Annotated in this window: 21 protein-coding genes; 14 read left to right on the forward strand and 7 right to left on the reverse strand. The window is 30.1% G+C overall.

Annotated features, from left to right (window positions below; all coding sequences use genetic code 11):
• Positions 1-96: 96 nt before the first annotated feature.
• The 4 genes from RH82_RS04060 to cmk all read left to right on the forward strand — a co-directional run bounded on the left by RH82_RS04060 (position 97) and on the right by cmk (position 3,103).
• Complete coding sequence (locus RH82_RS04060; RefSeq protein WP_034058320.1) at positions 97-939, forward strand: SH3 domain-containing protein; 843 nt, start codon at positions 97-99, stop codon at positions 937-939.
• Positions 940-1,039: 100 nt separating this feature from the next.
• A complete protein-coding gene (locus RH82_RS04065; protein WP_156112407.1) occupies positions 1,040-1,576 on the forward strand; it encodes a hypothetical protein in 537 nt (178 codons plus the stop codon).
• A gap of 172 nt (positions 1,577-1,748) precedes the next feature.
• Complete coding sequence (locus RH82_RS04070; protein ID WP_034058323.1) at positions 1,749-2,219, forward strand: nuclear transport factor 2 family protein; 471 nt, start codon at positions 1,749-1,751, stop codon at positions 2,217-2,219.
• A gap of 188 nt (positions 2,220-2,407) precedes the next feature.
• Positions 2,408-3,103, forward strand: coding sequence for a (d)CMP kinase (gene cmk, locus RH82_RS04075; protein ID WP_034058324.1), 696 nt, complete (start codon positions 2,408-2,410; stop codon positions 3,101-3,103).
• Between the two features lie 251 nt (positions 3,104-3,354).
• Here the strand turns inward: cmk and RH82_RS04080 are convergent, their stop codons facing one another.
• Positions 3,355-3,732, reverse strand: a complete 378-nt coding sequence (locus RH82_RS04080; protein WP_206420406.1) for a LysM peptidoglycan-binding domain-containing protein — start codon at positions 3,730-3,732, stop codon at positions 3,355-3,357.
• 434 nt (positions 3,733-4,166) lie between these two features.
• On the opposite strand from RH82_RS04080, the gene rpsA reads away from it, so the two are divergent.
• The 5 genes from rpsA to RH82_RS04105 all read left to right on the forward strand — a co-directional run bounded on the left by rpsA (position 4,167) and on the right by RH82_RS04105 (position 9,266).
• The gene (gene rpsA, locus RH82_RS04085; protein WP_034058327.1) at positions 4,167-6,008 is read left to right on the forward strand and encodes a 30S ribosomal protein S1; all 1,842 of its coding nucleotides are present in this window, start codon (positions 4,167-4,169) and stop codon (positions 6,006-6,008) included.
• 239 nt (positions 6,009-6,247) lie between these two features.
• Positions 6,248-6,787: a bifunctional pyr operon transcriptional regulator/uracil phosphoribosyltransferase PyrR gene (gene pyrR / locus RH82_RS04090; protein ID WP_034058329.1), complete on the forward strand. Its 540-nt coding sequence runs from the start codon at positions 6,248-6,250 to the stop codon at positions 6,785-6,787.
• A 231-nt stretch (positions 6,788-7,018) separates the two neighbouring features.
• A complete protein-coding gene (locus RH82_RS04095) occupies positions 7,019-7,948 on the forward strand; it encodes an aspartate carbamoyltransferase catalytic subunit (protein ID WP_034058330.1) in 930 nt (309 codons plus the stop codon).
• A 3-nt stretch (positions 7,949-7,951) separates the two neighbouring features.
• The gene (locus RH82_RS04100; RefSeq protein ID WP_034058331.1) at positions 7,952-8,284 is read left to right on the forward strand and encodes a hypothetical protein; all 333 of its coding nucleotides are present in this window, start codon (positions 7,952-7,954) and stop codon (positions 8,282-8,284) included.
• 76 nt (positions 8,285-8,360) lie between these two features.
• Positions 8,361-9,266 (forward strand): ribonuclease Z, encoded by a 906-nt coding sequence (locus RH82_RS04105; protein ID WP_034058332.1) that lies wholly within the window; start codon positions 8,361-8,363, stop codon positions 9,264-9,266.
• Here the strand turns inward: RH82_RS04105 and RH82_RS04110 are convergent.
• From RH82_RS04110 to RH82_RS04125, 4 genes are all read right to left on the reverse strand, one after another.
• Positions 9,263-11,011 carry an IPT/TIG domain-containing protein gene (locus RH82_RS04110; RefSeq protein WP_034058334.1) on the reverse strand — a complete coding sequence of 583 codons (1,749 nt, stop codon included), beginning with the start codon at positions 11,009-11,011 and terminating at the stop codon, positions 9,263-9,265. The two genes, RH82_RS04105 and RH82_RS04110, sit on opposite strands and share 4 nt — an antisense overlap.
• A 117-nt stretch (positions 11,012-11,128) precedes the next feature.
• The gene (locus RH82_RS04115) at positions 11,129-11,443 is read right to left on the reverse strand and encodes a DUF3784 domain-containing protein (RefSeq protein ID WP_052158201.1); all 315 of its coding nucleotides are present in this window, start codon (positions 11,441-11,443) and stop codon (positions 11,129-11,131) included.
• Positions 11,440-11,868, reverse strand: coding sequence for an SRPBCC family protein (locus tag RH82_RS04120; RefSeq protein ID WP_034058337.1), 429 nt, complete (start codon positions 11,866-11,868; stop codon positions 11,440-11,442). The genes RH82_RS04115 and RH82_RS04120 overlap by 4 nt, the downstream gene beginning before the upstream one ends.
• Positions 11,869-12,056: 188 nt before the next feature.
• Positions 12,057-12,473: a hypothetical protein gene (locus RH82_RS04125; protein ID WP_034058340.1), complete on the reverse strand. Its 417-nt coding sequence runs from the start codon at positions 12,471-12,473 to the stop codon at positions 12,057-12,059.
• A 250-nt stretch (positions 12,474-12,723) separates the two neighbouring features.
• On the opposite strand from RH82_RS04125, the gene pdxH reads away from it, so the two are divergent.
• The 5 genes from pdxH to RH82_RS04150 all read left to right on the forward strand — a co-directional run bounded on the left by pdxH (position 12,724) and on the right by RH82_RS04150 (position 17,565).
• Positions 12,724-13,371: a pyridoxamine 5'-phosphate oxidase gene (gene pdxH / locus RH82_RS04130; RefSeq protein WP_034058343.1), complete on the forward strand. Its 648-nt coding sequence runs from the start codon at positions 12,724-12,726 to the stop codon at positions 13,369-13,371.
• A gap of 27 nt (positions 13,372-13,398) precedes the next feature.
• Positions 13,399-13,884: a SixA phosphatase family protein gene (locus RH82_RS04135; RefSeq protein WP_034058344.1), complete on the forward strand. Its 486-nt coding sequence runs from the start codon at positions 13,399-13,401 to the stop codon at positions 13,882-13,884.
• Between the two features lie 93 nt (positions 13,885-13,977).
• A complete protein-coding gene (ppk1, locus tag RH82_RS04140) occupies positions 13,978-16,038 on the forward strand; it encodes a polyphosphate kinase 1 (protein ID WP_034058345.1) in 2,061 nt (686 codons plus the stop codon).
• The gene (locus RH82_RS04145; protein ID WP_034058346.1) at positions 16,038-16,949 is read left to right on the forward strand and encodes a Ppx/GppA phosphatase family protein; all 912 of its coding nucleotides are present in this window, start codon (positions 16,038-16,040) and stop codon (positions 16,947-16,949) included. The genes ppk1 and RH82_RS04145 overlap by 1 nt, the downstream gene beginning before the upstream one ends.
• A gap of 28 nt (positions 16,950-16,977) precedes the next feature.
• A complete protein-coding gene (locus RH82_RS04150) occupies positions 16,978-17,565 on the forward strand; it encodes a porin family protein (RefSeq protein WP_081979179.1) in 588 nt (195 codons plus the stop codon).
• Positions 17,566-17,626: 61 nt separating this feature from the next.
• On the opposite strand, the gene RH82_RS19210 is transcribed toward RH82_RS04150, so the two are convergent.
• Positions 17,627-17,848, reverse strand: coding sequence for a T9SS type A sorting domain-containing protein (locus tag RH82_RS19210; RefSeq protein WP_081979186.1), 222 nt, complete (start codon positions 17,846-17,848; stop codon positions 17,627-17,629).
• Between the two features lie 153 nt (positions 17,849-18,001).
• The gene (miaE, locus tag RH82_RS04155; protein ID WP_034058347.1) at positions 18,002-18,583 is read right to left on the reverse strand and encodes a tRNA-(ms[2]io[6]A)-hydroxylase; all 582 of its coding nucleotides are present in this window, start codon (positions 18,581-18,583) and stop codon (positions 18,002-18,004) included.
• Positions 18,584-18,605: the final 22 nt, after the last annotated feature.

The raw sequence follows: 18,605 nt of genomic DNA on the forward strand, positions 1-18,605 counted from the left end.
CAAGCTTTTTTATCTTATTGTAAAAAGTATATTATGGATTTGTTATCTTAGAAACTCTTTAGAGCGCTTTTTAACCCATAAATACTTTTAATCATTATGAGAATTCACAGCTTAATAGTATTACGACATTCAATTATTTGTCTTACTTTTTTTAGTTTCTTTTTTGCTTGCCAAAATAATTCCAAATCAAAAGAAATAACTCCAGTTTCTATCCCTGAAATCAATAAACCGATTCCTGAAACTGTCGATCAAAATTCAACACAAATTACTGAGGATAAAGTAACCGATAAACTACTTTTTTCTTGGGTAGATAATCTTAACATTCGATCTGAACCTAATTCTAAAAGTAACGCTATAGCAGTTGTAAATAAAGATGATGCATTAACTTTCACGGGAGAGACTTCAGACGAAAAAGAAATTATTGTTCTTAGATCTCTTTCTTACAATGAATTCTGGTTGAAAGTTGTCTTTAACAACAAAGAAGGATGGGTATTTGGAGGCGCCGTTAAATATAAAGATGAAATTAAAGGAAATGATATAATTGATGATACACACTTAAATTTTCAACATTTTGGGACTTTTAACTTGAAGGAATGGGAGAAAATTAACAAGAGTGAAGAAAGTGGCGGAGATTATATGGGAGAATTTGTTTCTTATAAAAAGGGAAACCAAATTTTAAAAGTTGAGAACTCTGATTTAGGAGATTATGGATATGGCAGAAAACATCAGCTTTTTCAAGGAGAGAAACTACTTAGAGAAAGAGATTTTAGTTTTAGTGCCGACGAAGGAATTATGAAATTAAAAGAGACTGTAAAAATATATACAAGTAATCCGCCCAAGCAATTCTCTCGTAATCAAAATCTTGATAAACATTTTGGACAATTAAATGCTTTACCAATGCTGGTTAATGGGGTTTGGAAAGGAAGTGATATCAAATAATAATCTTAAAAAAAATGACTACGGCTTGCTGCAATTAACATAAGCTTTTTTTTATTTATCAGAAAAAAATTGTTGCAAATCAAATTTTAAAAAATAAAACATGAGATACTTACTTCTATTAATGATACTTTTAGTGAGTTGTAAACCAACAGAGTCCATTACAAAAACTACAAAAAAAGTAAACATTAATACTTTGCAAGATGCCATTGCATATCGCCATTTTACAGCAGAAATGCCAAAAGGTTGGCACTTTGTTTTTGATCATGGATTTGCTGCCTATTCACCTTCAGTTTTGGGTAATTCTTATTATAAAAGTATTACAAAAATATTTAATCTAGAGTATTTAAATACTAAAAATAAACCTCTAGAAAAAGTAGCGAAAAAAGACTTTTATAATTTTGCTAGTTATCGCGATGCTTATGAATTTGAAAATGAAGTCTTTCAAACAAAATTTGGTGAGACTTACAGTTATACTTTAAGCTTTAAATTAGGTAAAACAATTTATAAAGTAAACAGAACATATTTTACTTTTAATAACAGGTATTACTGTATGTACTATCATTCGGAAAAAAAGATTTTTGACACCTATTTCGATACTGCCAAAGCACTTATGTTTTCTATACAAGTGAAAGCGTAATGTTACCTTTTTTTTAGAGTTAGATAAGGTTGTTAAGGCTTGACTTTATGAAAAAAATAAGCTAACTTCGTGTAACGTATACTATAAAATACTTGGGCTGAATTTATTTTAGTATTGAAACAATTTTATATCGACGATTATTAGGTACAATTTAAAACAGACAAGGTCACTTATGAAAATACACTTAAAAATAGTAGTTTCTACAATTTTACTTCTTTTTTTTACTACGCAACAAATGAGAGCTCAAGATGTAACAAAAGCTCATAAAGATTCATTAAATATTTTGGTTAAAAAATATTATGATCTTAACCTTAAAACATTTCAGTCTAATTCATCTATAGAAGACATCGATAGAATTTTTGAACTTTTTACAGATGATTTTACATATGTTCATCCTAAATATGGAGGCACTTATACGCGAGAAGATTTATACAATGGTTATGTTAGGAATCAGAAAAACGGTCGTTACGATGGATCAATCATTACTATAAAAGTATTAAACAAAATTATAGGATTAAGCGCTGTAGTTGTTCACAGAGTATATGTGCAAAAAAAGGATGACGGAATTAAGGAAGAAGAAGCACAAATGACACTTTTTGAATTTAAAAAAGGAAAAATATCTCGAATCTATGAATATTGGTAATGGAATAAAAGCTGTACTTAACAACCAGTATAATTCATTGCTAGTTTAATGATTACTATAAAAATCCTACGGATGTTCCTTTGACTCGTTTTCTTTTGCTAAATTAGTTACCTAAACATGTAATGAAATCATGCACAAGACCGTTAAACGAACGCTTCAAAATAAATAATTAAACCCAAATCAACAAAGTGCAAAATATTACCATAGCCATAGACGGTTTTTCATCCACAGGAAAAAGTACAGTTGCAAAGCAGCTCGCTAATCATTTAGGCTACATTTATGTAGATTCAGGAGCCATGTATCGTGCAGTAACTTTGTTTACTATGCAACAGGGTTTTATTACTAAAGACCATTTTAATGTAAATGCTTTAGTAGAAAAACTAGGAGACATTACTATTACTTTTAAATTTAATAAAGCCTTAGGTTTTGCTGAGGTCCATTTAAATGGTGTAAATATAGAAAGAGCCGTTAGAACTCTAGAGGTTTCTAGTTATGTTAGTAGAGTAGCAGCCATTCCAGAAGTGAGATACCAATTGGTAAAGCAACAACAACAAATGGGAAAAGACAAAGGCGTTGTTATGGATGGTAGAGATATTGGTACTGTTGTATTCCCATATGCAGAGTTAAAACTATTTATGATAGCTTCCGCAGAAAAAAGAGCAACAAGACGTTTCGAAGAGTTAATAGATAGAGGAGACGATGTAACTTACGAAGCTGTTTTAAAAAACGTTCAAGAACGCGATTATATAGATTCTAATAGAGAAGATTCTCCATTGCGTAAAGCCGACGATGCTATTGAGATTGATAATAGCGATTTGTCTTTAGAAGAACAGTTTGAAAAAGTGCTTGGTTTGGTAGCAATGACTTTTGAAGACTTTGAGTAGCTGATTTGTTTTATAATAGTTTACATCAAGTTATATGCTTATGTCACTTCGAGTGCTTACGAAATATGAGGAATTGTATCGAGAAGCTTTCTAATTTAAAACGTGTTATCGATACGTTACTTATTCAAAATGATGCTTAAAATATTCGAAACCTTATTCATGGATCAAAAAATATCAAAATGAGTTCTGGACAAAAAAAAAGCGAGCTAACACTTGTCAACTCACTTTTTTAAAGAAATTGCTATTAATTTCTATGCATGCGGTATTATTAATTCTTGATCTGGATGAATAACATCTGGATTTTTTAAAATATCTGTATTCGCCTTAAATATAGTGTTGTATTTCCCAGCACTTCCATAATAGTGTTTTGAAATAGCGCCTAAAGTTTCTCCACTTTTAACAGTGTGCCGTGCAAAAACGCTTGTATCTGCAACAGTAATATCTGCTACGATATCGCTTGGGTTTTCACCACCAGAAGCTTTTATTTCATCCCAAAGTAAATTCTTTTGATATTGTGTAGCAGCAGTTCCTTTTACTGTTAATACACCATTAGCTTCAGAAACATCTCCGTTTTGAATGTTTAATTTTTCACCTAAATCAAGTACACCTTGATATTTTGCTTTTACCATAATTATTTGTTCTTTTTATTGTTAACCTCGTATGTATTACAAGATAGTAATTATTCACTTAATTATCCTAATCAAAATTTGTGTTTTTCTGGTTGTTCAAATTATGAGATATTGTAATTAGTATTAACGATTAAGCTTTAATACAGTTGAATTTAAGTTTTAAATAATAGAAGTCCATCAATCTTTATAGCCTTAAAACACAGGCCTTTTAAACTTCTTAATAGGTATTAGGTAATTTTATTAAAAAGTATTACTTTTGCACTCCTTTTTAGCACCTCAAGGAAAGATAAAAAAGGGATTAAAACAAATTATTTATAACACTTCTGTGTGTTAGTGCTTTAGAGTCTTCCATAACCTACAGAATACAACGCGATGTAATAGTGTTTTTACAAAAGTAGAAATCTAATAAAAAGACATCGCAGAATTACTTTAAAATGGCTGAAAAAGCAAAACAAACAGAAGTTGCAGCAGAAGCTCAAGAAGCAGCAGTAACAAAAGAAGCTCCAGTAATATCTGAAGCTCAAGCAAACCCTGAAAAATTCTTAGAAGAATTTAACTGGCACAATTACCAAGAAGGTATTGATGAGGTTGAAGATTCTCAATTAAAAGAATTTGAAAAATTAGTATCAGAAAATTTCGTTGACACATTAGATGATGAGGTTGTAACTGGAGAAGTAGTTTTCATGTCAGACCGTGATGTTATTATTGACATTAACGCAAAATCTGAAGGTGTTATTTCTTTAAACGAATTTCGTTACAATCCAGATTTAAAAGTTGGAGACAAAGTAGAAGTATTAATCGATGTTCGTGAAGACGCAACAGGACAATTAGTATTATCTCACAGAAAAGCACGTGTTATTAAAGCTTGGGATCGTGTAAACAATGCACACGATACTGGTGAAATCGTTAATGGTTTCGTTAAATGTAGAACAAAAGGTGGAATGATCGTTGACGTTTTCGGAATCGAAGCTTTCTTACCAGGTTCTCAAATTGACGTTAAGCCAATTAGAGATTACGATCAATACGTAAATAAAACTATGGAATTTAAAGTTGTGAAAATCAACCACGAATTCAAAAACGTAGTCGTTTCTCATAAAGCGCTTATTGAAGCTGATATTGAAGAACAGAAAAAAGAAATTATCGGTCAATTAGAAAAAGGTCAAGTATTAGAGGGTATTGTTAAGAATATTACTTCTTATGGTGTCTTTATAGATCTTGGTGGCGTTGACGGATTAGTTCATATTACAGATTTATCTTGGTCAAGAATTAACCATCCAAATGAGATTGTTGAGTTAGATCAGAAATTAAATGTTGTAATCCTTGATTTTGATGAAAACAAATCAAGAATCCAATTAGGTCTTAAGCAATTATCTAAACATCCTTGGGATGCATTAGGTGAAAGCGTAGCAGTTGGAGACAAAGTAAAAGGTAAAGTAGTTGTAATCGCAGATTACGGTGCATTTATCGAAGTTGCAGAAGGTGTTGAAGGTTTAGTTCACGTTTCTGAAATGTCTTGGTCTACACACTTACGTTCAGCTAACGACTTTGTAAAAGTTGGTGATGAAATCGATGCTCAAATCTTAACTTTAGATAGAGAAGATCGTAAAATGTCATTAGGTATCAAGCAATTATCGCAAGATCCATGGACAGATATTACAACTAAATATCCTGTAGGTTCAAACCACAAAGGTATTGTACGTAACTTTACAAACTTTGGTGTTTTTGTTGAATTAGAAGAAGGTATCGACGGATTAATTTATATCTCAGATTTATCTTGGACTAAGAAAATTAAGCATCCATCTGAGTTTACAAACGTAGGTGATACTTTAGAAGTAGTAGTATTAGAGTTAGATGTTGAAGGACGTAAATTATCTTTAGGTCATAAACAAACAACTGATAATCCTTGGGATAAATACGAAACTGAGTTCGCTTTAGGATCTGTACACACAGCAGAAATTGCTGAAGTTGTAGATAAAGGTGCAACTATTGATTTTAATGAAGATATCGTAGCATTCGTTCCTTCTCGTCACCTTGAAAAAGAAGATGGTAAGAAATTGAAGAAAGGCGATTCTGCTGAATTCAAAATTATAGAATTTAACAAAGAGTTTAAGAGAGTAGTTGCTTCGCATACTGCAATCTTTAAAGAAGAAGAGATGGCAAATGTTAAAGCTGCACAAGCTAAACAAGCTTCTCAAGCTGCTGAATCTAAACCAACTTTAGGTGATGCAAATGAAGCTTTACAAGCTCTAAAAGATAAATTAGACGGAAAGAAATAATTTTCTGAATATATTTATTGAATATTTTAAAAGCCTCTCGGAAACGAGGGGCTTTTTTTATGCTTTTTTTTGAAACATTTTAATATCGAAGTGGTTTTATTAATTCAGGTTTTTTTAAAAGTCTTTTACAAAGCCCGTGACTAGCGAAGTCGCCTCATCGTAACTTTCATTTTTCAATTTATCTTTTTACTTCAAATAATTTAACCTAACTTTGTTCTTCAAATACCCTTACAGCGTATATGAGTCAGAAAGTGTTACTTAATGCAACAGACATAAACATCATTCTTCATAGATTGGCTTGCCAATTAATTGAAAACCACAAAGATTTTTCTAATACCGTTTTAATTGGCTTGCAACCAAGAGGTAAGTATTTAGCCAATCGTTTAGCGCAAATGCTAACAACAGAATACAAGATTAAAAACTTGCAATTAGGCCTTTTAGACATTACTTTTTATCGCGATGATTTTCGTCGTGGAGATAAAATACACGAAGCAAATTCTACAGAAATAGATTTTATAGTTGAAGATAAAAACGTTGTTTTTATAGACGATGTATTATATACAGGACGCAGTATTCGCGCTGCATTAACTGCTATTCAATCTTTTGGTAGACCTAATGAAATAGAGTTGTTGACGCTAATAGACAGACGCTTTAGTAGACATTTACCAATACAGCCAAATTATAGAGGAAGACAAGTAGATGCTATAAACGAAGAAAAAGTAATAGTAAGCTGGAAAGAGAATGATGGAGAAGATGCTGTTTATTTAGTGAATAGTTAGTATTAGTTAAAAGTTTCTCAAGTCTATTACTGTGAAGTTCTCATAGTAATTAACAGTAATAAAGGTTATAGGTTTATCATTTCTGTGCAAGCAGGAATCTACAACAAGAGAAATAAACAAATAAAGTCGAGATAGCATACAGTTTAGATAATAAGATAATTTCGGAAATAGATTTCAATTTTAATGAATAACAACAGGCAACTGAAGACTGCCAACTGAAGACTAAAAAATATGAGCGAGTTAAGTGTTAATCACTTATTAGGAATTAAAAACCTTCAAGAAAAAGATATTCAACTTATTTTTGAAACAGCAGATCATTTTAAAAAAGTGATTAATAGACCCATTAAAAAAGTGCCTTCGCTTCGAGATATTACGATTGCTAATTTGTTTTTTGAAAACTCTACAAGAACCAAACTTTCTTTCGAACTAGCGGAAAAAAGACTTTCTGCAGACGTTATAAACTTTTCTGCAGGCCAATCTTCAGTTAAAAAAGGTGAAACTTTAATAGATACAGTAAATAATATTCTATCTATGAAAGTGGATATGGTCGTTATGCGTCATCCAAATCCAGGTGCATGTGTGTTTCTTTCAAAACATATTAAGGCGAATATTATAAATGCGGGAGATGGAGCACATGAACATCCTACACAAGCACTTTTAGATTCTTATTCAATACGAGAACGCTTAGGAGATGTTGCTGGAAAAAATGTAGTAATCGTTGGTGATATATTGCATAGTCGTGTTGCATTATCTAATATATACGCTTTAAAATTGCAAGGCGCTAACGTTATGGTTTGCGGGCCAAAAACATTATTACCAAAGTATATAGATAAATTAGGAGTTAAGGTAGAAACCAACTTACGTAAAGCATTAGAATGGTGTGATGTGGCAAACATGTTACGCGTTCAAAACGAACGTATGGATATTAGTTATTTCCCATCAACCAGAGAATATACTCAACAATTTGGTGTCAATAAAGCATTACTAGATTCTTTAAATAAAGAAATTACCATTATGCATCCAGGACCAATTAATAGAGGTGTTGAAATTACAAGTGATGTGGCAGATTCTAAACAGGCAATCATTTTAGATCAAGTGCAAAACGGAGTAGCAGTTAGGATGGCAGTAATATATTTATTAGCTTCAAAAATAAAACAGTAAATTATGATAATAGATCAAGAGGAAAATATTTCAATCATTACGCAAGAAAAGGCTACTATTATTGAATTAGTAAAGAAATTGGAAGCTTTATATCCAAAATTCGAAAAGCATAATATCATCATTAAGCTATCGTCTTTAGGTAAGATAACGATACAAAACGTTAACGAGTTTTTGAGACTTTCTAATAAACATCGTGAAGCAAAAAATTCGTTTGTAGTCGTTACAAATGCAATAAATGCTAATGAGGCTCCAGATGAAATTATTGTTGTTCCTACACTTAAAGAAGCTTTCGATATTATTGAAATGGAAGATATGGAACGTGATTTAGGATTCTAATAAAGTTTGTCGTTTAGTTGTTTGTCGTTATGTCAATTCAGCTTAACAACTTTCCAAAACGCAACTCACAACTCACATGAAGTTAAATATATTAGGCTGTTACAGCGCTACACCAGGAACGTTTACTAATCCTACTTCGCAAGTTTTAGACATTAAAAATCATGTATTCTTAATTGATTGTGGAGAAGGTACCCAGGTACAATTGCGTAAACATAAGATTAAATTTACACGTATTAAACATATTTTCATATCACATTTACATGGAGATCATTTTTTTGGTTTAGTAGGTTTAATTTCTACGATGCGATTGTTAACGCGTGAAGCCGATTTACATGTTTATGCACCAAAAGGCTTAAAAGAAGTGATTACGCTTCAAATGAAATTAGCGAATTCATGGACAAATTTCAATCTTATTTTTCATGAGCTTACTAGTAAAAATTCAGAATTAATTTTTGAAGATGATAAAGTAGAAGTACATACTATTCCTCTAGACCATCGTGTTTATACTAATGGTTTTCTTTTTAAAGAAAAAGATGGAGAACGTAAGTTAGATATGAATGCCGTTTTAAATGCGAATATTGATGTTGCTTATTATAGAAAATTAAAACAAGGTTTTGATGTTGAAAACAATGACGGGCAACTTATAAAAAATGAAACCGTTACATGTGCTCCCGATAAAGCTAAAAGCTATGCTTTTTGCAGCGACACAGCATATAAGGAAGATATTGTACCTATTATAAAAAATGTAGATATGTTATACCACGAGTCTACATTTTTAGAACAACATGCGCATTTAGCGCCTAAAACAAAACACAGTACAGCTAAAGAAGCAGGAAGTATTGCTAAGCAAGCCAATGTTGGCACTTTGTTACTTGGACACTATTCTACACGCTACGACGATTTAAACGTCTTTAAAACTGAAGCTCAGGAACATTTTAAAAACGTAGAACTTGCAGACGATGGTAAGGTTTTTGAATTTTAAAATTGATTGCTAATATTTGGGTTTAATAAATAAAAGCCATTGCTTGGAGCGTAAGCATTATTTGTAATGGATGAGTAAAAAAAGACTTTATCGTCTTTAGCAAAATATTTTGATGTACTCTGTAATTGTTGCGTATCTAAAGTAGTAATCAAATTTTGACTATTATATTCATAAAAGTAGGATTGGTCTATACTTTGAATCAAATTTACTCTCATTAATTTATTTAAATAATTAAAAACGTTTTCAGTTTGATAAAAACTTGAAGGTATAACAGCTGTAAACGTATTATTTAGAGGGTCAAAAATATTTAATTCGTCTATAGTACCTGTTTGTACTGTATAAGTAGAGATGTACTTACTATTTTGAAAATTGTAATCATTATCAGAATAAAACTCTGAGTTATCACTCGCTAATGTAGTCCATGACTGAGAACTAATATTATAACTATATAAATCTGTATAATAGTTATCTGTGGCGCCATTTCCTTGTCTACCTTTTCCAAAAATAATTTGATTGTTAAAATAAAAAAATGCGGGCGAACTTCTTAGAGAGTTATTTATGGGATTAACAATGGTTGTAATACTAAAATTATTTAAATCAACTTTATAAAACGAATTAGAAGTACTGCCATATTGCGTGGCAAAAACAAAAAGTTCGCCATTATCTGTTATTGTTTCTCTAAAACTGTAACCAAGAAAAGAGACCGTGTTTATTTTTGTCCATGCTCTTGTAGTATAATCTAGCTCATACAGATCATTTATTGGTACTCCATTAGCATCTTGACTATCATTTACAAAAGCATAAGATTTGTTATTAAAATGGCGAACATTTGAAGAAGGGTAAATATTATTTTTAGTGTATAAAATATAATCAGAATCAATAGTAATATTGGTATTAAATTCTGTTTGCATTCCTGCAGTTTCATAGCTTATTTTAAATATTTCAAATGCCTCATAAGGTCCATAAGGTACTCTAATTCTTGCTAAACCTGTATTTTCTATAGAGACTGTATTTGCAACAATTTCATTATTAATAATAAATTGGCCATTCTCTGGATTAGTATTAAAATTCACACCTTCAATTTCCATAATACCACCAACGTTAACCGTTTGGTCTGTACTCGTTATCTCAGGTACTTTTAAACTCATAATTTGTTGCACATTAACTTGTTGAAGCTGAGCATAGACTGAAATATCTATATTCTGATCATTAATAGTATTTGGAATTATAATTTGAATGGAATTTGTTGAAGTTTCGTTTATATTGACACTGTTTCCATTTAGTTTAACTTCAAGATAACTTGGATCGATATCAAAATTATTACCATATATCCATATGCTTTCATCAAATTCTACTATAGTTTTTTCAACTCCAGAAATTAGTGGAGCTTTTAATTGAAAACTAGAGGTGTGTATTAAACTATCATTAGAAGATTTGTAAATCTTTATTTGAGAATTAACGGCATCTAAAGCTCGGGTAACTTGAACCTTTACAGTGTCTGTATTATATTGGTAAGCATCAGTTAAAATATCATTAAATTTAAATTTCAACTTATTAGCTTTAAGGTTTGTTGCTGATAATGTTAAATATTCTTCGATGATACCTTGAAAAGGAACTTCAATTTCTGTTGTAGGATAATCAAGTAAATCAATGTTTTCTTCAATATTAGAAGCATTTATTTTTTCTTCTATTGCACAAGACACAAGTACTAAGAGTAGAAGAGATAAAAAAAAAGCTTTTTTCATTTAAGGAATTGGTTTTTTAGATTTTAATATATTGAGTCCACAAAATTCTAATTAAAACGTTTTTTGTAAAATTTGTATATATTTTGAACAATAGAATTGTGTTTTGCAAATTTACAATTAAGTCTTAAACTTCTTATGTGTGTTTGAATAAACCAGTCCTAAAATTAAACCAATTACTAATGCTACAGTATTTATATATAGAATTTTATGATCTACAATTTCAAAGTATTGTAAAAGGAAGTAACTAAGAATTGAAAAAAGACCTAAACCTATAAGTAGTTGTTTTAAAAAGCTAGAAAGCTCTTTAATATTAACGTTATCTTTTTCTGCTTGAGACATTGTATTGTAGCCAGCAATTAAATTCGGGTGTTTTTTCACCAAAAAGCCACAGATTATTAATATTAAACCTACGAGTATTTGCGAGTATATCATTTGTTTTCAACGTGTGTTTTAAATTGTTTTAGCCATTTATCAATTTGTTTTTTAAACATACTTGGATAAACTTTAGCGATTAGTTTAATAACCAACCCATTAAGCTTAGTATATTCTACTATAGACGTGTAGCGTACTTTATTATTAGCAAGAGGCTTAAAACTTACGTGCATTGTATTTGTAGTGTGCTTATGTTCGTAAAGTGCAAGAAAATTCTCTGGTAAATCGTTAACAATAATGGTCTCAATAAGTTCTAGTTTATCGAATACTAATTTAGATTTTGCTCCTTTTTCACCGGGATTACCGCGAATAAGCGTTTTGGATTGAAAACCATCTTGATAGTATTTCATATCATCAGTATTAAAAAATGCTGCTTGAATGGTTTTAATGTCTGCATTTATATCAATTGCGCAAGTGAATTTCATTGTTTTGAATCAAATTATAATTCTAAATTTATTGAATTTTTTTAGGATGATTTTTAATTCTTATAAATGACAACTATTGAGCATTTTAAAAATGTATAACTCACAGATAATAATAATGGTTTTTATTTTTAAATACGGTAATTATTTTTATTTTTTGTATAAGATTGCTGGTTCCTAAAAACCTTTATTTACACATTAAACTCTTTTAAATTTGTAATCCATTTTATAGAATCTTTTATGTTATCTGTCCTTTTTACGCTTTTCTTCGAAAACTGTTTTTCAAGAGTTGCATTAATATAATTAATATGTGAATAGCAAACAGATACGCTAGCAATAATAAAATCGTAATTTTTATAAAATTTGGTCCATAAAGTTGGTTCAAAGGAATAAGAGTTAACTTTATTGGAGATATACCCAATCTTACAATTCATTCCATAATGTGAAAAAATAGCTTTTATTACTTTTTCTATTTTAGCCCAGTCCAAATGAATACCATAATCCATTTCTGAAATAATAAATTTAGGAAAGAAATACAGTTTACCAAAAGGTAATTCTTTAACTGTAAAAGTAAGCTCTTTACTTATTTGAGAATCTTCAAATTTCATTTTAGGTGTTGTTATTATCTTATAAATATATTGCTTTTAATCTTTTGTCTATTTGTTTTATTAACATCTTTAATTAAACCATTGTTATTTGTTTAGTTACAAGGGTATTATGCTTAGTATAATTGAATAGCGAATTATTAATTTTATTAACTAATGATATGTAAAACATAAATTCGATATTTAATTAAAATTTAGATTCTAAAGTTATTATTTTTTTTAAAATTATTTTTAATTCTCGTAAATTGCAACTATGGAAAAAGATTTAGGAAATTATAGAAAGTCTTACGAGAAAAGTGAATTACTACTTAAAGACACACCAGAAAACCCTTTAGAATTATTTAGAAGTTGGTTTAATGAAATAGATGCTCATTTTCCAGAGGATGAAACTAATGCCATGACGATTTCTACAATAGGTTTAAATGGTTTTCCTAAAAGTAGAGTAGTACTCCTTAAAAGATATACCTACGAAGGTTTTATTTTTTTTACTAATTATGAAAGTGAAAAAGGGCAAGCCATACAAATGAATCCAAAAGTATGTTTGTCGTTTTTTTGGGCTGGAGCCGAAAGACAGATTATAATAAAAGGTAAAGCAGAAAAAATCGCAGATAATTTAAGTGATGGTTATTTTGAGTCTCGACCTAGAGGAAGCCAATTAGGAGCTATAGTTTCTAAACAGAGTGCTATATTAGAAGATCGAGACGTTTTAGAATCTAAATTGATAGCGCTTGAAAAGGAATTTGAAGGAAAAGAAATACCAAGACCTGAGTTTTGGGGAGGTTTTATAATAAAGCCTGTAGAAATAGAATTCTGGCAAGGACGGCCTAATAGATTGCATGATCGGATTCATTATAAGCTTGACGAAAATTACTTTTGGATAAAAAATAGATTAGCACCATAGCACTGCTATATAAAAAACAACTAAAAGATGAAAACATTGTATTTAGTAAGACATGCAAAATCATGTTGGAAAAATGAATTACCAGATTTTGAGCGCCCTATAAAAAAAAGAGGAATAAATGATTCTACTTTGGTCTCTAACCACTTAAAAAAGAAATTTACAGGTGTTGATAAAATAGTGTGTAGTGCCGCAAATAGAACAAAATTAACTGCAGATATTTTTATTAAAAATTTATCGTTAACACACGTAAATATTGAATATTTGAAAGCATTATATGATTTTACTGGCGAATCACTTCAACATGTTATCGAGTCTATAGATGATAGCGCAAATAGTGTTATGATTTTTGGACATAATTACGCGCTTACAAATTTTGTAAATAATTTTGGAGATATTTTTATCGAAAACGTGCCTACTTCGGGTTTTGTGAAAATTAATTTTGAAATTAATAGTTGGAAAGATTTACGTGCAGGAAAAACAGATAAAATTGTATTTCCAAAACATTTAAAATAATACCAATTCTACATTTAAATTACTGTAATAACTTTAATGTAGAAACGGTATAAAGCTTATAATAGAATATATTTGTGTTGAAATGCTTTTAATATGAGAAAAAAATCAAACCAGAATTACACCTATATTAACAGAGAGTTAAGCTGGTTGCAGTTTAATGGAAGAGTCCTGCAAGAATCTGAAGATGAAAGTGTTCCGCTAATAGAACGCTTGCGTTTTTTAGGTATATTTTCTAATAATTTAGATGAGTTTTTTAAAGTACGTTATGCAACAGTAAAACGAATTGACGAAGCTGGAAAAGCAGGTAAAAACCAATTAGGCGGCATTAAGGCTTCAGATTTACTAGAAATTATAACCGATACAGTAATTAAACAACAATCTGAAAGTTTAAAAATTTTAAGTAATATACAGTCTAAACTAAAAGAGAAAGATATATTTATTGTTAATGAAACTCAAATTAGTGAAAGTCAAAAAAAATTCATAAAAAATTATTTTATACAACATGTAAGTCCTGCATTAGTGACTATAATATTAAATGATAAAATAAAACTTCCAAATCTTAAAGATAGTGCCGCTTATCTTGCCATTAATATGTCTTTAGAGAGTGGAGAAAAGCAATATGCGTTAATAGAGATTTCTAAAAATATGGATCGTTTTGTAGTCCTTCCAAAGGAAGGTAACAAAAATTCTATAATAATGTTAGACGATCTTTTAAGGTATTGTTTAGATGATATTTTCAACATTTTCGATTATAATACCATTTCTGCTCACATGATTAAAATTACACGTGATGCAGAACTTGATCTTGAAAGTGATTTGAGTAAAAGTTTCATGGAAAAAATTAGCGATAGTGTTAAAGACAGACAAGATGGACAACCTGTGCGCTTTGTATACGATAAAACCATAGACAAAGAAACGTTGAGTTTCTTGATGGCTAAAATGGGTATTGAAAGTAGTGATAGTATCATTCCAGGTGGAAGATACCATAACAGACGTGATTATATGAGTTTTCCTAGTTTAGGAAGAACAGATTTGCTTTATAATAAAATAGAACCACTACCAGTAAAAGGACTAAGTTTAGAGACGAGTATATTCGAAGCTATTGCAAAAAAAGATTACCTACAATATACACCATACCATACGTTTGCATATACAGTAAAATTCTTAAGAGAAGCGGCATTAGACCCAAAGGTTAAAACCATAAAAATCACTATTTACAGATTAGCACAAATTTCGCATGTTGCAAGTTCTTTAATTAATGCTGCAATTAATGGTAAAAAAGTGACGGTGTCTATGGAAATTCAAGCACGTTTTGATGAGCAGGCAAATATTGATTATGCAGAACAAATGCAACGTGAAGGCATTCAGCTTATTTTTGGAGTACAGGGTTTGAAAGTACACAGTAAAATGTGTTTAATTGAACGCGAAGAACACAACAAAATTGTACGTTACGGATTTATAAGCACTGGTAATTTTAATGAATCTACAGCTAAAATATATACAGATTACACACTGTTTACGGCAAATCAGAAAATATTAAAAGATATCAGTAAAGTGTTTAATTTCTTTTCTGTTAATTATAAAGTATACAGATACAAGCATATTATAACTTCTCCACATTACACTAAAAACGCATTCTTTAGCTTAATTGAAAATGAAATTAATAATAAGAAGGCAGGAAAACCAGCTTATATTCGTTTAAAAATGAATAGTATTTCTAGCTATAGCATGATTAATAAATTATACCAAGCTAGTAATGCAGGTGTTACTATAGATATGATTGTTCGCGGTATTTGTTGTCTTGTACCAGGTGTTAAAGGCATGAGCGAAAATATAAAGGTCGTTAGTATAATTGATAAATTTTTAGAGCATACAAGACTTTATGTTTTTTGTAATAATAACGACCCAAAAGTGTATATTTCATCGGCAGATTGGATGACGAGAAATATAGAAAATAGAGTAGAAGTAAGCTGTCCTATTTACGATAAAGAGATTAAAAACGAATTATTAGATACTTTTAATATCTGTTGGAAAGACAATGTAAAATCAAGAATTTTAGATAAGAATCAAACTAATACTTATAAACGTGACGATAATAAAAGTAAAAGAGCACAATTTGAATCGTATAACTATTATAAAAACCAATTAAGTTAATGCTTAAAATACTTAAATATGCCGCAATAGATATTGGGTCGAATGCGGTAAGGTTACTTATTTCCAGTGTTATAGAAGAGGCAAACAAACCACCACGTTTTAAAAAGACGTCGTTAGTTAGAGTACCTATTCGTTTGGGAGCAGATGTGTTTTTAAATGATGAGATTTCAAAAGAAAATACAAAACGAATGTTAGATACTATGCTAGCTTTTAAATTGTTAATGAAAACGCATCGTGTAGATAAATACAAAGCTTGCGCAACCTCGGCAATGCGAGAAGCAAGTAATGGTGAAAAAGTAGCAGATTTAATTCAAGAATCTACAGGAATAACTATTGATATTATTGGCGGAGAGGAAGAAGCGACAATAATTGCAGCAACAGATTTAAGCTCTTTTATAGACAAAAACAAAACCTATTTATATGTAGATGTTGGTGGTGGAAGTACAGAGTTTAGTGTTATTTACAATGGAGAAAAAACAATATCTAAGTCTTTTAAAGTAGGTACGGTTCGGTTGTTAAATGATATTGTTAAAAAAGATACTTGGCTAGAATTAGAACAATGGGTCAAAACGGCAACAAAGCATTACGATACTATAGAAGTTATTGGATCTGGAGGCAATATTAATAACATTTTCAAATCTTCTGGAAAAGCTTTGGGAAAGCCACTTACGTATTTCTACTTAACATCGTATTATAATATGTTACAAAGCTATTCTTACGAAGAACGTATTACACAGCTTAATCTAAACCCAGATAGAGCTGATGTAATTATACCTGCAACACGCATTTATTTGTCTGCAATGAAATGGAGTGGCGCAAAAGATATTTACGTACCAAAGATTGGATTGGCAGATGGGATTATAAAAAGCATGTATAAAGAGACCATTTTAAGTCATACAAAGTTAAAATAAGCACTTTATCTTTTTATTGATTAAAGTTATGTTAAAAAAATTTATATTTGCTTATCTTAAAAAAAATATTAAAATTATACTTTATGAAAAAATAATACTTATCGCAGTTTTTGCAATGTTTTCAATTTATGGCTTTTCGCAAGATTTATTGTCAGGTGTTCGTGTTGGTTATAATATTTCAAATTTAGATTTTCAGCCTAACGTACCAGGAGGAATTGATAACGTGCATAGAAATGGTTTTGCAATTGGTTTTTTTGTTGAATACGTGCTATCTGATAAAGTGTCTTTTGCACCAGAAATTCAATTCTCTGCAGAAGGAGCAAAAGAAAAAGCACTACGTTTAGATTACATACAATTACCATTATTTTTTAAGATGAAAGTAGGAGAAAAACTTGCTATAGGTCTTGGACCACAAGTTGGTTTAAAAGTTCATGGTTATGAAGATGGTATACAGAATTTTGCGTTTTCAGGTTTAGCTGGTGCTGAATACATGATTACAGATGAATTCTTTTTAGACTTTAGATACAATTATGGGTTTACCAATATATTTGACGATGACACTAATTTAAAAGCTAATAACCATAACATGCAATTAGGATTTGGTGTAAAGTTTTAACCAGACCAACTATTTATAAAACTAAAAAACCAATACAATTTGTATTGGTTTTTTTATGCCTTTACTTTTTTATAAACCTTATCGTTTCTTTTTTAATTCCAGTATTTAGAGAAATAAAGTAAATCTCACTTTTTAATTTACTTAAAAATAAACTGCCGTTTTTAGATAATCTTCCTGTCTTAACTCTTTTGCCTCCAATAGAATGTATAGAATAATCAGTAGCTTTCTTATTATTAATATAAAGCGTGTTTTCTGTAGGATTTGGAAATATTTTTAATGTAATAGGCGCATCATTTTCTAAAACAGATCAGTCCTGCCTGCTAAATTGTGTCCCTTTACCAAGGCTTTTTACTAATTTTTTAAAAAAACATTATTTCCAATACCTGTTATTTTGTATGTATTATTATAAAAATTTTAACCGTCTACTATACAAATATTAACCATGAATGGTTTCATTGTTACTTAATTTTTTTATTATTTCAGCTTCAAAATCTAAAAGTGCTTGCCATTTTTCATCGACTTCTTTTCTATCTCCATATTGTCTAGCAAAACCTAAAAACATAGTATAATGGTTTGCTTCGCTTACCATTAGTTTTCGGTAAAACTCAGCTAATTCTTTATCTACTAATTCTTCAGAAAGCAATCTAAAACGCTCACAACTACGTGCTTCAATTAATGCGGCATAAAGTAATCTATGCACCAATTGCGTAGTTCTACTTCCTCCTTTAGGAAAAAACTGAAGTACTTTAGCAACATATTCATCTTTACGGTCTCTGCCTAAAACCCAACCGTTTTGTAATATTAAGTCATGAACCATTTTAAAATGGCTAATCTCTTCTTTTACCAAAGCCACCATTTCTTGAACTAAATCTGAGTATTCTGGAAAGCTTACAATTAGTGAAATCGCTGTGCTTGTTGCTTTTTGTTCGCAAAAAGCATGGTCAACTAAAATATCTTCAATATTTTTTTCGACAATGTTTACCCAACGTGGATCTGTTGGTAGTTTAAGTCCTAGCATTATTAACTTGTATTAGTTTTAT

Source organism: Lacinutrix jangbogonensis (assembly GCF_000797445.1).
Lineage (GTDB): Bacteria > Bacteroidota > Bacteroidia > Flavobacteriales > Flavobacteriaceae > Lacinutrix > Lacinutrix jangbogonensis.